14 protein-coding genes, 1 tRNA gene and 1 pseudogene are annotated in these 14,672 nt (G+C 70.6%); 10 read left to right on the top strand and 6 right to left on the bottom strand.

From position 1 onward, the window contains the following. Positions 1 to 53 precede the first annotated feature (53 nt). The gene (locus ACFC79_RS12205; protein ID WP_376238573.1) at positions 54 to 2,807 is read left to right on the top strand and encodes a penicillin acylase family protein; all 2,754 of its coding nucleotides are present in this window, start codon (positions 54 to 56) and stop codon (positions 2,805 to 2,807) included. Here ACFC79_RS12205 and ACFC79_RS12200 read toward each other — a convergent pair. Further along, the gene (locus tag ACFC79_RS12200) at positions 2,797 to 3,480 is read right to left on the bottom strand and encodes a 5-formyltetrahydrofolate cyclo-ligase (protein ID WP_376238570.1); all 684 of its coding nucleotides are present in this window, start codon (positions 3,478 to 3,480) and stop codon (positions 2,797 to 2,799) included. The genes ACFC79_RS12205 and ACFC79_RS12200 overlap by 11 nt on opposite strands. 93 nt (positions 3,481 to 3,573) lie before the next feature. Here ACFC79_RS12200 and galU point away from each other — a divergent pair, with 93 nt between their 5' ends. The 9 genes and pseudogenes from galU (at position 3,574) to ACFC79_RS12155 (ending at position 10,730) form a co-directional block, all read left to right on the top strand. After that, the gene (gene galU, locus ACFC79_RS12195; protein WP_376238568.1) at positions 3,574 to 4,476 is read left to right on the top strand and encodes a UTP--glucose-1-phosphate uridylyltransferase GalU; all 903 of its coding nucleotides are present in this window, start codon (positions 3,574 to 3,576) and stop codon (positions 4,474 to 4,476) included. Positions 4,477 to 4,480: 4 nt separating this feature from the next. Then, the gene (glp, locus tag ACFC79_RS12190; protein ID WP_376238566.1) at positions 4,481 to 5,788 is read left to right on the top strand and encodes a gephyrin-like molybdotransferase Glp; all 1,308 of its coding nucleotides are present in this window, start codon (positions 4,481 to 4,483) and stop codon (positions 5,786 to 5,788) included. A gap of 122 nt (positions 5,789 to 5,910) precedes the next feature. Further along, positions 5,911 to 6,411, top strand: coding sequence for a cyclic pyranopterin monophosphate synthase MoaC (gene moaC, locus ACFC79_RS12185; RefSeq protein WP_376238563.1), 501 nt, complete (start codon positions 5,911 to 5,913; stop codon positions 6,409 to 6,411). After that, complete coding sequence (locus tag ACFC79_RS12180; RefSeq protein ID WP_376238560.1) at positions 6,408 to 6,983, top strand: molybdenum cofactor biosynthesis protein B; 576 nt, start codon at positions 6,408 to 6,410, stop codon at positions 6,981 to 6,983. The genes moaC and ACFC79_RS12180 overlap by 4 nt, the downstream gene beginning before the upstream one ends. 17 nt (positions 6,984 to 7,000) lie before the next feature. Continuing rightward, positions 7,001 to 7,615: pseudogene (locus ACFC79_RS12175) on the top strand (GNAT family N-acetyltransferase); the annotation flags it as partial. Between the two features lie 372 nt (positions 7,616 to 7,987). Beyond that, the gene (gene glpR / locus ACFC79_RS12170; RefSeq protein ID WP_376238558.1) at positions 7,988 to 9,112 is read left to right on the top strand and encodes a gephyrin-like molybdotransferase receptor GlpR; all 1,125 of its coding nucleotides are present in this window, start codon (positions 7,988 to 7,990) and stop codon (positions 9,110 to 9,112) included. Between the two features lie 96 nt (positions 9,113 to 9,208). Then, positions 9,209 to 9,282, top strand: a tRNA-Ala gene (locus ACFC79_RS12165). A 173-nt stretch (positions 9,283 to 9,455) separates the two neighbouring features. Then, the gene (locus ACFC79_RS12160) at positions 9,456 to 9,734 is read left to right on the top strand and encodes a hypothetical protein (RefSeq protein ID WP_376238555.1); all 279 of its coding nucleotides are present in this window, start codon (positions 9,456 to 9,458) and stop codon (positions 9,732 to 9,734) included. 210 nt (positions 9,735 to 9,944) lie between these two features. Then, positions 9,945 to 10,730 carry an SAM-dependent methyltransferase gene (locus ACFC79_RS12155; protein ID WP_376238553.1) on the top strand — a complete coding sequence of 262 codons (786 nt, stop codon included), beginning with the start codon at positions 9,945 to 9,947 and terminating at the stop codon, positions 10,728 to 10,730. A gap of 51 nt (positions 10,731 to 10,781) precedes the next feature. Here the strand turns inward: ACFC79_RS12155 and ACFC79_RS12150 are convergent, their stop codons facing one another. The 5 genes from ACFC79_RS12150 to ACFC79_RS12130 form a co-directional block, all read right to left on the bottom strand. Then, positions 10,782 to 11,264, bottom strand: a complete 483-nt coding sequence (locus ACFC79_RS12150) for a GNAT family N-acetyltransferase (protein WP_376238551.1) — start codon at positions 11,262 to 11,264, stop codon at positions 10,782 to 10,784. Between the two features lie 216 nt (positions 11,265 to 11,480). Continuing rightward, positions 11,481 to 12,455, bottom strand: a complete 975-nt coding sequence (hemC, locus tag ACFC79_RS12145; RefSeq protein WP_376238550.1) for a hydroxymethylbilane synthase — start codon at positions 12,453 to 12,455, stop codon at positions 11,481 to 11,483. Continuing rightward, positions 12,452 to 12,898, bottom strand: coding sequence for an NUDIX domain-containing protein (locus ACFC79_RS12140; protein WP_376238547.1), 447 nt, complete (start codon positions 12,896 to 12,898; stop codon positions 12,452 to 12,454). The genes hemC and ACFC79_RS12140 overlap by 4 nt, the downstream gene beginning before the upstream one ends. A 937-nt stretch (positions 12,899 to 13,835) precedes the next feature. Continuing rightward, positions 13,836 to 14,075: a hypothetical protein gene (locus ACFC79_RS12135; RefSeq protein WP_376238545.1), complete on the bottom strand. Its 240-nt coding sequence runs from the start codon at positions 14,073 to 14,075 to the stop codon at positions 13,836 to 13,838. A 393-nt stretch (positions 14,076 to 14,468) separates the two neighbouring features. After that, positions 14,469 to 14,630, bottom strand: a complete 162-nt coding sequence (locus tag ACFC79_RS12130; RefSeq protein ID WP_376238544.1) for a hypothetical protein — start codon at positions 14,628 to 14,630, stop codon at positions 14,469 to 14,471. Positions 14,631 to 14,672: the final 42 nt, after the last annotated feature.

Below are 14,672 nucleotides of genomic sequence, written 5' to 3'. Positions count from 1 at the left end.
GCCTATGGTTGCTCCTGCACTTCCCAGGACCACCTGCCCCTCGAAGGACAGCGATGCCCGCCAATACAACCGCCTCTTCCGGTACCACCGGTTCCGCCGGTGGGAAGACCGGTAGGAAGAAGGGGCGCCGCGCCCGCCTGATCGTGATCGTTCTGGTGCTGGCGCTTGTCGCGGGTATCGGTTACGGCGCGTTCTGGTCCGTCTCGACCGTGCGGGCCTCGTACCCGCAGACCACCGGGACGATCAAGCTCGACGGTCTCGACGGCGACGTCGAGGTCAAGCGCGACAGCTACGGGATTCCGCAGCTGTACGCGGACTCCGACGCCGACCTGTTCCGCGCCCAGGGCTTCGTCCACGCGCAGGACCGCTTCTGGGAGATGGATGTCCGCCGCCACATGACGGCCGGGCGGCTCTCCGAGATGTTCGGTTCCGGCCAGGTCGACACCGACGCCTTCCTGCGCACGCTGGGCTGGCGCAAGGTCGCCCAGGAGGAGTACGACAAGGTCCTGTCCGAGGAGACCAAGAAGAACCTCCAGGCGTACGCGGACGGCGTGAACGCCTACCTCAAGGGGCGCGACGGCAAGGACATCTCCGTCGAGTACGCCGCCCTCGGCCTGACCAACGACTACAAGCCGGGCGAGTGGACCCCGGTCGACTCGGTGGCCTGGCTCAAGGCGATGGCCTGGGACCTGCGCGGCAACATGCAGGACGAGATCGACCGTTCGCTGATGTACAGCAGGCTCGACAAGAAGCAGATCGCGGACCTGTACCCGTCCTACCCGTACGGCGACCACAAGCCGATCGTCGAGGAAGGCGCGATCTCCCCGGTCACCGGGAAGTACGACCCGGACGCGACCCCGTCGTCGTCCGGCCTCGGATCCGACACCCCGCAGGGTGCCACCGAGGGCCTGAACACCCAGCTCGCCTCGCTCTCCGACACCCTCGACACGATCCCGTCGCTGCTCGGCCCGAACGGCAACGGCATCGGCTCCAACTCCTGGGTGGTCTCCGGGAAGTACACGACCACCGGCAAGCCGCTGCTGGCCAACGACCCGCACCTGGCGCCGATGCTGCCCTCGCTCTGGTACCAGATGGGGCTGCACTGCCGTGAGACCAGCGCGAAGTGCCAGTACGACACCGCCGGCTACACCTTCTCCGGCATGCCCGGCGTGATAATCGGACACAACGCGGACATCGCCTGGGGCTTCACCAACCTCGGTGCCGACGTCACCGACCTCTTCCTGGAGAAGGTCTCCGACGACGGCTACCTGTACGACGGCAAGGTCGAGCCGTTCACCACCCGCACGGAGACCATCAAGGTCGCGGGCGGCAAGAGCCGGACGATCACCATCCGTGAGACCAACAACGGCCCGCTGGTCTCCGACCGCAGCAGCGAGATGGAGAAGGTCGGCCAGAAGGCCCCGGTCACGGGCACGGCCCCGGACCGGGCGGCCGGTTACGCGGTCGCCCTCCGGTGGACCGCGCTGGACCCCGGCCACTCCATGGACGCCGTCTTCGAGCTGAACCGCGCCAAGGACTTCCCCTCCTTCCGCAAGGCCGCCGAGCACTTCGAGGTGCCGTCGCAGAACCTCATCTACGCCGACGCCAAGGGCAGCATCGGCTACCAGGCCCCCGGCAAGATCCCGGTCCGCAAGAGCGGCGACGGCACGATGCCCAGCCCCGGCTGGTCCTCGAAGTACGGCTGGGAGAAGGACCCGGTCCCGTTCGACGAGCTGCCCTACGAGCTCGACCCGAAGCGCGGCTACATCGTCACCGCCAACCAGGCCGTCATCGACGAGAAGAAGTACGCCCACCTGCTCACCAAGGACTGGGGATACGGCGCCCGCAGCCAGCGGATCAACGACCTCATCGAGTCGAAGATCAAGGGCGGCGGGAAGATCTCGACCGAAGACATGCAGAAGATGCAGATGGACAACACCAGCGCGATCGCCACGCTGCTGGTGCCCGAGCTGACGAAGATCAACATCTCGGACAAGAGCGTGCGCGAGGCGCAGAAGCTGCTGGAGGGCTGGCGCTACACCCAGGAGCCCGATTCGGCCGCGGCGGCGTACTTCAACGCGGTCTGGCGCAACATCCTCAAGCTGGCCTTCGGCAACAAGCTGCCCAAGGAGCTGCGGGTCGAGGGCGAATGCCTCAACGTGCGCCGGGCCGACGGTTCCGGACCGATCGACGAGCGGCACAAGCTGGTGCGCGAGTGCGGGCAGCGCGCCCCGGAGAGCGCCCAGCCGGACGGCGGCGACCGCTGGTACCAGGTGGTGAGCAACCTCCTGGACGATAAGAACAACGACTGGTGGAAGACGCCGAGGAGCGGCCGCGACGAGGCGACCGAGACGCGTGACGAGCTGTTCGCCCGCGCGATGAAGGACGCCCGCTGGGAGCTGACCGCCAAGCTCGGCAAGGACATCAACAGCTGGAGCTGGGGCCGCCTGCACCAGCTGAACCTGGAGAACCAGACCCTCGGCAAGGAGGGCCCCGGCCTGCTCAAGCAGCTGCTCAACCGCGGCCCGTGGAACCTCGGCGGCGGCGAGGCCGCGGTCAACGCCACCGGCTGGAACGCGGCGGGCGGCTACGAGGTGGTGTGGGTGCCGTCGATGCGGATGGTGGTGAACGTGGGCGACTGGGACAAGTCCCGCTGGATCAACCTGACCGGCGCCTCCGGACACGCGTTCGCGGCGCACTACACCGATCAGACCGACAAGTGGGCCAAGGGCGAACTGCTCGACTGGTCCTTCGGTACCAACGCCGTCGCGGAGTCGACGACCGACGTCCTGACCCTCAAACCGTAGGGTCCGTCCCCCCGGCCGCCGGCCGCCCGATCACAGGGTGTCCGGCCGCCGGACCCGCCCCGCTCCCGGTACGGTCCGCCCCGCGGCCCGTACGGCGGATCGCGGCCGGAGTCACCACCACGTCCACGGGGTGGTCGTGCGGTTCCGCCGGAACCCGCGCGACCACCTCGTCGTCGTAGAGCAGGACGACCAGCGCCGGGTGCGCCCCCGCCGCCGCGAGCCGGGCCAGGACCCGGTCGTAGCTGCCGCCGCCGCGGCCGAGCCGCATCCCGTGCGCGTCCACCGCGAGCCCCGGCAGCAGGACGGCGTCGGCCGCCAGCACGGCATCGCGGCCCAGCCGCTCCCCGCCCGGCTCCAGCAGCCCGCGCCCGGCCCGGACCAGCCGGTCGGCGCCCTCGTACACGCCCCAGTCCAGATCGTTGTCCGGGAGCAGCACCGGCAGCAGCACCCGTACGCCCCGCGCGCGCAGCGCGTCCAGCAGCGTGCGGGTGCCCGGTTCGCTGCCCACCGAGACGTAGGCGGCGACGGTACGGGCCCCGGACAGCTCCGGGAGACCCGATGCGGTCCGGGACAGAACCGCTGCGGCGCTTTTCACGTCTTCTTCGGTCAGAAGGCGCCGCGCGGCCAGAAGTTCACGCCTCAGAAGCGTCTTTCGCGACATCTCGGTGTTCAACGGGCACCCTGGGTCTCTCGTACATGCATATACGTGTACAAAGTTAACCGGACCCTCATCTTCCGCCCACGGGTGCCGGTTATCGTTCTGCGCATGACTATGTCGCACCGCAGGATCAGCAAGGCCGTCATCCCGGCCGCAGGGCTCGGTACCCGTTTCCTTCCGGCCACCAAGGCCACTCCCAAGGAAATGCTGCCTGTCGTCGACAAGCCCGCGATCCAGTACGTCGTCGAGGAGGCGGTGGCCGCCGGCCTCTCCGACGTCCTGATGATCACCGGCCGGAACAAGCGCCCCCTGGAGGACCACTTCGACCGCAATTACGAGCTGGAGTCCGCCCTCACCCGCAAGGGGGACGCCGACCGGCTGCGGAAGGTCCAGGAGTCGAGCGACCTGGCCACCATGCACTACGTCCGGCAGGGCGACCCGCGCGGCCTCGGCCATGCGGTGCTGTGCGCGGCCCCGCACGTCGGCGACCAGCCGTTCGCGGTCCTCCTCGGCGACGACCTGATCGACCCGCGCGACCCGCTGCTGTCCCGCATGGTCGAGGTCCAGGAACGCGAGGGCGGCAGCGTCGTCGCGCTCATGGAGGTCGCGCCGGAACAGATCCACATGTACGGCTGCGCGGCCGTCGAGCCCGCCGCCGACGGCGACGTGGTGCGGGTCACCGGCCTTGTCGAGAAGCCCGAGCCGGGAGAGGCGCCCAGCAACCTCGCCATCATCGGCCGCTACGTCCTGGACCCCGCCGTCTTCGAGATACTGCGCAGGACCGAGCCGGGCCGCGGCGGCGAGATCCAGCTCACCGACGCCCTTCAGCTCCTCGCCGAGGACGAGGAGGTCGGCGGCCCGGTGCACGGCGTCGTCTTCAAGGGGCGCCGCTACGACACCGGCGACCGGAGCGACTACCTCCGTGCCATTGTCAGACTCGCATGCGAACGTGAGGATCTGGGTCCGGACTTCAGGTCATGGCTGCGCAGTTACGTCACCGAGGAGTTGTAGCACCTTGAGCAGCACGATGTGGTCGGTGGACGAGCACCTTGACGACATTCTCGGCGCGGTGCGCCCGCTCGAACCCATCGAGCTGCAATTGCACGACGCCCAGAGCTGCGTCCTCGTCGAGGACGTCTTCGTGCAGATCGCCCTGCCGCCCTTCGACAACAGCTCGATGGACGGGTACGCGGTCCGCGTCGCCGATGTCGGGGCCGCGAACGAGGAGTTCCCCGCCGTGCTCACCGTCATCGGTGACGTCGCGGCGGGCAGCGACGGACTGCCCGGCGACCGGAGCGTCGGCCCGGGGGAGGCGGCCCGGATCATGACCGGTGCCCCGCTGCCGGCCGGGGCCGACGCGGTGGTCCCGGTCGAGTGGACCGACGGCGGCACGGGCGGCGGGCCCGCCGACACCATGCGCCCCCACCGCGACGCGCCGGAGGGCGCGGGCGGCGAGGTCCGCGTCCACCGCCCCGTCGAGGCCCGTGCCCATGTCCGGGCGCGCGGCAGCGACGTCAAGCCGGGGGATCTGGCGCTGAGCGCCGGGTCGGTGATCGGTCCGCCGCAGATCGGGCTGCTCGCCGCGATCGGCCGCTCGACGGTGAAGGTGCGGCCCCGGCCGCGCGTCGTCGTCGTCTCGACCGGGAGCGAACTTGCCCAGCCGGGCGAGGAGTTGACCGGCGGCCGGATCTACGACTCCAACAGCTTCGCGCTGACGGCCGCCGCCCGGGACGCCGGGGCGATCGCCTACCGCGTCGGCGCCGTCACCGACGACCCGGACACGCTCCGCGCGACGATCGAGGACCAGCTGATCCGTGCCGACCTCGTCGTCACCACCGGGGGCGTCAGCGTCGGCGCGTACGACGTCGTCAAGGAGGCCCTGTCGTCGGTGGGCGACGCGGACGAGCCCGGCGGCGTCGACTTCCGCAAGCTCGCCATGCAGCCCGGCAAACCGCAGGGCTTCGGCACGATCGGCCCGGACCGCACGCCGCTGCTGGCGCTCCCGGGCAACCCCGTCTCGGCGTACGTCTCCTTCGAGTTGTTCGTCCGGCCCGCGATCCGTGCCCTGATGGGCCTGGCGGACCTGCACCGCCCCACCGTCAGGGCCGCGCTGGACGTCGACGAGGCACTGACGTCACCGGCCGGACGGCGCCAGTTCCTGCGCGGCACGTACGACGCCGAGGCGGGTACCGTCAGCCCCGTCGGCGGCTCCGGCTCGCATCTGATCGGCGCGCTCGCCAGGGCGGACGCGCTGATCGTGCTGCCCGAGGACGTCACCTCCGCCGAGCCCGGCGCCGACATCGAGGTGGTCCTGCTCCGCTGATACCCGGGCGGTGGCGGTACGGTGTTCGCCGCTGTGCCTTCCCGGGGACACCCCCGGGCCCCCGGCCGCACCCGGTGCGGGCCGCGCGGGCAACCGGCGCCCTACCCGCGAGGCGGAGTGAGTTGAGTACGCAGAACAGGCTGACGCATATCGACGAGGCGGGCGCGGCCCGGATGGTCGACGTCTCCGGGAAGGACGTCACCGCGCGGGCGGCCCGGGCCTGCGGCCGGGTCCTCGTCTCGCCCCGCGTCGTCGAACTGCTCCGCGGCGAGGGCGTCCCCAAGGGCGACGCCCTCGCGACCGCCCGCATCGCCGGGATCATGGGGGCCAAGCGCACCCCCGACCTGATCCCGCTCTGCCACCCGCTGGCCCTCTCCGGCGTCGAGGTCGACCTGGTCGTCGCCGACGACGCGGTGGAGATCACCGCCACCGTGCGGACCACCGATCGCACCGGCGTCGAGATGGAGGCCCTGACCGCCGTCTCCGTCGCCGCGCTCACCGTGATCGACATGGTCAAGGCGGTCGACAAGGCGGCGGTCGTCACGGACGTCCGGGTCGAGGAGAAGTCGGGCGGCGCGTCCGGCGACTACCGGCGCGCCGACGCGGACGGAGCGCGGGCATGACGCCGCCCCCGGGAACGACCGGCGCCCCGGGCGATACGGGACCGGCACACGGGACCGAGACCGGCGGGTCCCCGACCGCCCCGTACGCCGCCCTCGTCGTCACCGCCTCCAACCGTGCCGCGGCCGGTGTCTACGCAGACCGGGGCGGGCCACTCGTCGCCGAAGGACTTGCCGCGCTCGGCTTCTCCGTCGACGGACCCCGGGTGGTGCCCGACGGCGACCCGGTCGAACAGGCCCTGCGCGAGGGCGTCACCGCCGGGTACGACGTGATCGTCACCACCGGTGGCACGGGCATCTCGCCCACCGACCGCACCCCCGACGCCACCCGCCGGATTCTCGACCGGGAGATCCCCGGCATCGCCGAGGCGATCCGGGCCGAGGGCCGTGACAAGGTGCCCACCGCCGCGCTCTCCCGCGGCCTCGCCGGGGTCGCGGGCGGCACGCTCATCGTGAACCTGCCCGGTTCGACCGGCGGGGTGCGCGACGGCCTCGCCGTACTCGAACGCCTGCTGGTGCACGCCGTCGACCAGGTGCGCGGCGGCGACCACCCCCGACCCGGGAGCCCGAGCTGAACGTCCCGACCTGGCCGGTGGTCCTCACCGACGGCGAGATCACCCTCCGCCCGGTGAGGATGCGCGATCAGCGCATGTGGCGCGAGGTCAATCAGCGCAACCGCGACTGGCTGCGCCCCTGGGAGGCGACCGTGCCGCCGCCCGCGCCGGGCGCACCGACGGGCCGGCGCCCCACCTACCGTCAGATGGTCCGCCACCTGCGTGCCGAGGCGAACGCGGGCCGCATGCTGCCGTTCGCCATCGAGTACCGGGGACGTCTGGTCGGCCAGCTCACCGTCGCCGGGATCACCTGGGGGTCGATGTGCTCGGGGCACGTCGGCTACTGGGTCGACCGGGACGTGGCCGGCCGCGGCGTGATGCCGACCGCGGTCGCCCTTGCCGTCGACCACTGCTTCCGCCGGATCGGACTGCATCGCATCGAGGTGTGCATCCGCCCGGAGAACCGGCCCAGCAGACGGGTCGTCGAGAAGCTGGGATTCCGCGAGGAGGGGCTGCGCCCGCGCTACCTCCACATCGACGGCGCCTGGCGGGACCACCTGATCTACGCGCTCACCGCGGAGGAAGTCCCCGACGGGCTGCTGCGCCGGTGGCACCGCATGAGGGCCGAGGCGCCGCGGACCCCCGGCACGGCACAGGCTCCCGGCACGGCACAGGCTCCCGGCACGGCACAGGCTCCCGGCGCGCCGGAGGCGACGGAAGCGGCCGGGGCCCCCGCGGCCCCGGTACGCCCGGAGCCGACCGAATCATTCGAGCCACCTCAGCCGCCGGATTCCTCGACGTCAACACGGGAACCGGAATCACCCGGTGACTCCGGTCGGACACCACCGAAGAATGAAATCGAATAACCGTTCGGAAACCAAGGGTCATGGGCTTGCAAAAAGAGGCATAAATGGTCATGTTCGACCCGAACAATCGCAAAAAAAGCCCTTGATATCAGCTGGATCGTGCGACACACCGAGCCAATTGGCGGATGCGCCCGCGCAAACCCCTCTACGGTGTGAGATGTGAGCAGCAGCGGCCTGATTTACGCAGTCATCGTCGGGGCATGGGCCGCCTACTTGGTACCGATGTGGCTCCGCAGGCAGGACGAGCTGAACGAAGCCCGTCCCACGGAACGCTTCAGCACCGCCATCCGGTTGCTGTCCGGACGGGCGGCCATGGAGCGCCGGTACGCCAAGGGCCTGCGCGGGCGCACCGCCGAGGAGGCCGGACCCGACTCCGACGTCGACCCGGACGCCGCCACGGACCGCATGGATTCCGTGGACGTCCGGGCTTTCGCCGCGCCCGAGGCGCATACCGGGGCCCGGGTGCACGATCCGGCGCGCCCGGCGGAGCGCGCGGACCGGCAGCGTCCCGGATCCGCCCGGCGCGCGCGCCAGAACGCCGGGCGCACGGACGCCGAGCGGGTCCGGCGCGCGCAGCGCCTCCAGGTCCTCGCCCGTCGTCGGCGCACCACCGTCGTCCTCTTCCTCGCCTTCACCCTCGGCGCGATCGTCGCCGCGGTCGGCGGCCTCGCGTTCCTCTGGGCGCCCGGGGTCCCCGCGGTGCTGCTGAGTGTGTACATCGTGCACCTGCGGGCCCAGGAGCGGCGCCGGTTCGCCTTCACCATGGACCGTCGCCGGGCCGAGGCGGCGGCCCGGCAGCTGCGCGAGAGCCGTACCCGCAGGCAGCAGCCCGCCGAGACGGCCCCCGCCGAGCCCGAGGACGAACCCGAGGCGCGCGGCCCCGAGCCGGAGCCCGCGCCCGCGATCTCCCCGCAGGAGGCGGGCCGCCGCGCCCTGGTCGAGCAGACGGACCACGCGGAATGGGTCGACCAGCAGCGCCAGCGCGGCCCCGCCCAGGGCGACAGCTGGGAGCCGGTCCCGGTGCCGCTGCCCACGTACGTCACCGCCCCGGTCGCCCCGCGTGTCACGGGCGGCGTCGAGGTGAGCAATCCGGAGACCTGGAGTGCGGCCCGTTCCAGCACCGCCGACCCCACCCGCACGGGCACCTCGCACCCCACGGAGCCCGCCGCGGAACCGGAGCCGCGCCGGCGCACCGGCTCGTCCCGCCGCACCCGCGACCGGGGCCGGACCCCGCTGTTCGACCAGTACGAGGACGGCGACCGCCCCCGTGCCGCCAACGAGTGAGCCCGCCGTTCCCCGCTGCGACGCCGGTTCGGCTGACCAGCGCGGAACGGATTTCCGAGCACCCTTGTGGGGATGCTAGAGTTTCACTCGTTGCAAGGGCCTGTGGCGCAGTCTGGTAGCGCACCTCGTTCGCATCGAGGGGGTCAGGGGTTCAAATCCCCTCAGGTCCACAACAACAACTCTTCTTGAGTTGGCTCAGGGAGAGTTCACGAGATCCCGTCCGATCTGATTGATCGGGCGGGATTTCGGCGTTCGTGGAGCCTGTTCGAGGTGATGCCCGAAGATGCCGTTGTCATGGGTTCTGGCTCGTCCCTCTGACGGATCGTCAAGCTGCCGTCCGCACATGCGGGAACGACGCCATGGCATGGGCCGGGACGGGACGCGTGCGGACATCGGCCGCAACGGGGACGCCCGGTGGGTTCTGCGCGAGTACGGCTCCGGTGTCCGCTCCTCGTCATCAGCGACGGGGTGCTCGTCGGCCTGTTGGCGGCCGGACTCGCTCGCCGACGTCCGCGAAGGCGTGGTGTGCGCGCCCTGCGGAGGCGGCCTGAACACTCTTGAGGTCGCCGTGGCGCGGGTCGACGACCGCATCAGCCGCGTGTGCCTGAGCGGCGTCGACTGAGGCACGGCGAGCGCCGGATCGCCGGTCGGCCGCGCGGCCCGGCCACCGGGCTCCGGGTCCTCGCCGGACCGGCTCGGCGCGTCCGTCGGCCGGACGGCGGTTACGCTTGCCCAGCCGGCTCGATTCCGTGGGGTTCTGCCGGGGGACGGTCTTCCCGCGCTCAGCCGGGTACTCAGCTGCTCGTGATCTGCTGTACGGAGGAGAGCCCCTGTGACTGCCGGTATACCCAGCTCCCGCATCGACACCAGCAGGCCCCATCCCGCGCGGGTCTACGACTGGCTCCTGGGCGGGAAGGACAACTATCCCGTCGACCAGCAGGTCGGGGAGACGCTGCCCGAGGCGGCGCGGGGCAACGCGGCGCGGAACCGGGCGTTCATGCTTCGGGCCTCCACCTGGCTGGCGAAGAATGGCGTCGACCAGTTCCTGGACATCGGGACCGGCATTCCCACCGAGCCCAATCTGCACCAGGTCGTGCAGGCCGTCACGCCGAGTGCCCGGATCGTCTACGCGGACAACGACCCGATCGTCCTGCGGCACGCGGAGGCCCTGTTGGTCAGCAGTCCGGAGGGCGCCACCGACTACATCCACGCAGATGTGCGGGAGCCGGGGACGATCCTCGAACGCGCCCGTGAGCTGCTGGACTTCGGCCGGCCCGTGGCGCTGTCGTTGATCGCGCTGCTGCATTTCCTGCCCGATGACCAGGACCCGTACGGAATTGCCCGCGCCCTGGTCGACGCGCTGCCGTCGGGCAGTTTCCTGGTGCTCTCGCACGGGACCGCCGACCAGCATCCCGAGCTGAGGCGGGCGACCGAGACCGCGTACAAGGAGGGGGCGATTCCGCTGCGGATGCGCACCCGGAGCGAGGTCGAGCCCTTCTTCGAGGGGCTGGACCTCGTCGAACCGGGGCTGGTGTTCGCCACCGAGTGGTACCGGGAGGAGCCGGCCCCGGTGCGGGAGCGCAGCGGTTTCTACGTGGGCGTCGCCAGGGTTCCCTGACGGCCGTCGCCAGGGTTCTCCGACGACCTGGGGAGCAGGGGCGGCGGGCCCTCAGTGCAGCGGCTTGGCCATGCAGATGCTGCTGTCGTGGTTGCGGTAGTAGCCGAACTTGTCGCACACGGTGTAGCCGCTGGACGTGTACAGCTCCACGGCCTCCGGCTGCTGGTCGCCGGTCTCCAGCACCATGCGGGTCCGGCCCGCCGCGCGTGCGTCGGCCTCCAGGGCGGCGAGTATGCGGCGGGCGAGCCCCTGGCCGCGTCCCTCGGGGATCACGAACATCCGCTTGAGCTCGGCGTCGCCGTCGGCGTAGCCCTCGTCGTTCCGCTCCTGGGACCGCCAGCCGCCGGTGGCGACGGGGCGGCCCTGCGCGTCGTAGGCGAGCAGGTACAGACCGTGCGGCGGCTCGAACATCGACGGGTCGAGGTGTGTGAGATCGCCCTCACCGTCGCCGTACCGCTCCGCGTACTCCTGCTGCACCTGGTCGTTGAGCTTGACGGCATCGGCGTGATCGAAGGGCCGAGGCTGGATAATCATGCGGATTATGGTACATGTATGCGGCACCCGGGTGTCTGTATCGTGCCGTAATGCTCACTGTGACCACGAACACTGTGTATAAAGCATTGCGCCGCTGAGTTGCGGAGGAACGAACGGCCCCGCAGGTTGAACCTGCGGGGCCGCCAACTCTACTGCGCGGGCTGCCCGCTTCCGAGGCAAGTTTCCGTGCCGCTCCCGTTCGCCGAGGAGCGGGTGTCAGTGTGGGATGCCCTCGATGATGTCGCGGGCTCCCTGCCGCAGCAGCTCGGCGCAGACACGCGAGCCGAGTACGCCCGGATCGTTCATGGACTCGCCCCAGAAGTGTGCGTGAACGAACTTGCTGCCGTCGCGCGAGAAGACCATGCCGCGGAGACTCAGTTGCCCGTCGGGTTCCGTGATGCAGTGCCCGGCGATCGGCGAATTGCAGTGCCCCCGCAGGCCGTGCAGCATGACCCGCTCGGCGGTGATTTCGGTCATTGTGCGTTCGTGGTTGAGTTGCCGGAGCAGGTAGGCAACCGGGTCGTCGTCCTTCCGGCATTCGAGGCCGAGCGCCCCCGCGCCGACGGCGGGCAGCATCTCGGCGACGTCGAACATCTGCCGGGCCCGGTGGCTGAGGTCGAGTCGTTCGAGTCCGGCTCGGGCGAGAACCATCGCATCCAGTTTGTGGTCCATGGGCTTGCGGCCGTCGAGCTTGTCGATTCGCGTACCGACCAGGCCGCGGATGCGTACAACGTGGAGGTCGGGGCGCGCGCGGTTAATCTGAGCCTTGCGGCGCACGGCCGAGGTGGCGACGGAGGCGCCGGGCGGGAGGTCGGCAAGGGTCTGCACGTCGGACCCCTCGGGTACGACCAGGACGTCGCGCACGTCGTCGCGCGGGAGGTAGGCGGCGAAGATCAGACCGCGCGGCATTGGCACGTCGCCGGGGACGTCCTTCATGCAGTGCACGGCCATGTCGACCTGTCCGCGCTGCAACATCTGGTCGATTTCGCGGACGAATAAGCCTTTCCCGCCAAGCTGGGCCAGGTCGCCCTGCCACGTGTCCGCCTCGGTGGTGACCGGTACGACCTCGATGTCGAGGTCGGGCTCGATCTTGCGGAGCAGGCCCGACACCAAGTCGACTTGAGCGATGGCGAGCGGGGAACTGCGGGTACCGATACGCAACCTTCGGGCGGGGAAGTCGGTCGTGGTCATAACGTCCATTCTTGTCTGATTCTGATTTCACGGTAGACCGCGCCGCCGGGAGTCTGGAGAGGCCCGACGATGCGCGCGGCTATTGCGGGGTGCAGCATTGATTCCGCGTCGGCGCGGGTGGCCCAGCACCAGGCGTCAAGTTCGTCGCGCTGCAAGGTGATGCGGTCTGTGTCGGCCAGGCGGAGCACGGGACCAGCGAACAGGAACGCCAGCCGGTCACGACGACCAGGGCGGGTGGCTTGCAGCCACTCGACGGCGAGCAGGTCACGTTCCCGTATGTCGAGACCGAGGCCGAGCTCTTCCCGTCCTTCCCGGCGAACGGCGTCGACGGGGGATTCGCCCTGCTCGACGATGCCGCCGGGCAGCTGCCACGGTCCGCCCTTGGCTGGGTGGACGATCAGCAGGTCGCCACCCGGATTGGTGATCAGCGCGTACGCGGTCATGGGGTGGCCAGGGGGCGGGGACGGCATGAAGAACCCTTTCGGTGAGGGGGAATCCGCCTGTCGACGACACCGCGGAGCATGGCGCGCGCCGTACGTCTCAGGACGCACGACGCGCCTCGCCAAAGGCCCGGCAATCAGGCGGGGCGGACGCACCTCGACGCCGAGTTACCGGTGTACGCGCAAATGGTCAATGCCCTGCCCAAGGTCACGAGTTCTCGATCATGAACAGGGCACCACGGCCGTCCGCGGTGTTCTGCGTTCCGGTCGCCGTCGCCCACGTCCCGCCGGGGTGTGCTGCTGCCATTGCCTGACACATCCGTCACCTGCGTAGTTGGTGGTTGGCCGGGTCCATGCAGCGGCCGGGCGGCGGCACTCCGCACCCGATGCACCCGGTCGGCTCCGGCAAGGGCGTCGGCTCCGGCTTCGGTGTCGGCTCCGGCTCCTGTTTCTGCGGCATTGCGCTTCTCCTCGGTGGACTTGCCGGCGGTCACGGTTGCCGCCAGGCGGGCTCAAGCGCACGGATGCGGGCTGTGCGGTCCCGCACCCGAGCGAAGAATCCCCCCTCGTCCGCGGCGAGTTCGGCGAGCAACTGCCGGTGCAGCTGCCAAGCCTCGGCGGTGATTTCGTACCGGCATGCCGCACAGCCGTACCTACCGGGCCCTGCCGCGGACAGCGGGCCTCTACATCGAGGACAGGACACATGCGGGTCAGTGGCACGGGCATTCGCAGTCAGGCAGTTGGCAGCCCCGATGCGCCTCGGCCACGAAGGTACGCGCAGCCACGGCACACAGTCGGCTGACGCGTATCTCGGTGGGCTCGGCCGCCATTACCGCGTACCGTTCACGTGCGTCCGGGGACCGTGCCGCAGCTACCTCGGCGGCCAGGGCCGCGGCGGCACCGTCCACGACACCACGCGCCGCATCCGCCAGTTCCTCGGTCACAGCGCCTCCAGCCGTCGGACCTGGGCCACGTCGGACCACCCGCGGGCGTACTCGTCGTGGCCGGGGTTCAGCCCGGCATGTGTCAAGCAGGCCGCGTTGCCTGCGTCTTCGTCGTCGGTCGGGGCCAGCGTCCATGCACAGTCCGGGGTGAGGCACCGTGCCGTCATCAGTAGCCGGGAGCGGGGTGCGGTGCCGATGCCGTGTACCGCGAACCGGTACCTGGCCCGAACCGTCATCGCCGCCCTCGGCGGGGCGTGTGCGGGTGCCTGCGCATTTCCACGTTGCAGTCCACCACCCGCGAAAGGTCACTTGCCTGCTGTGCCGCCTCCCGCTGGTCGGCCAGGGCGGCGCAGACGTCGCAACCGCCGACCGGTTCGGGAGCCTCGGGAACACTGTGGTGGGGCAGCTCGGTCATCGGCCCCTGCACGGTGGACCGCGTCACCGGGACACACCCGCCAATGCCGCCGTTGGCCCGGCCGGGCGGCGACCACTGCACCGATCACACTCACAGGCCGGGTAGTCATCCGTCACCGGCGGGTGCTTGAGCGGCACAACTTCGGCCGTCGGCCGGACGATGCGCGTCCGGCCGTACCGGTCGACCTCGTACACCTTGATCGTCATCGACGACATCACGCCACCACGAGGGAAGGGCCGCTGAGCAGCGCGGTCAGGGTGTCGCGGAGCGTTTCGGCCTCCGCCTGGGACAGGACAAGCGGTACCTCGCCCGTACTCGGATTGCTGTGCGGCATCGCGGCGCGCTGCGGTGAGGCGTGCCAGGACGTGACGGACATGCGGGAGCCCCCTACATCGACCGGTTGGTGGGGCGATCACGG

It is taken from the genome of Streptomyces sp. NPDC056061, assembly GCF_042266885.1.
Taxonomy (GTDB): domain Bacteria; phylum Actinomycetota; class Actinomycetes; order Streptomycetales; family Streptomycetaceae; genus Streptomyces.
This window is presented reverse-complemented; position numbering and strand designations above follow the sequence as displayed.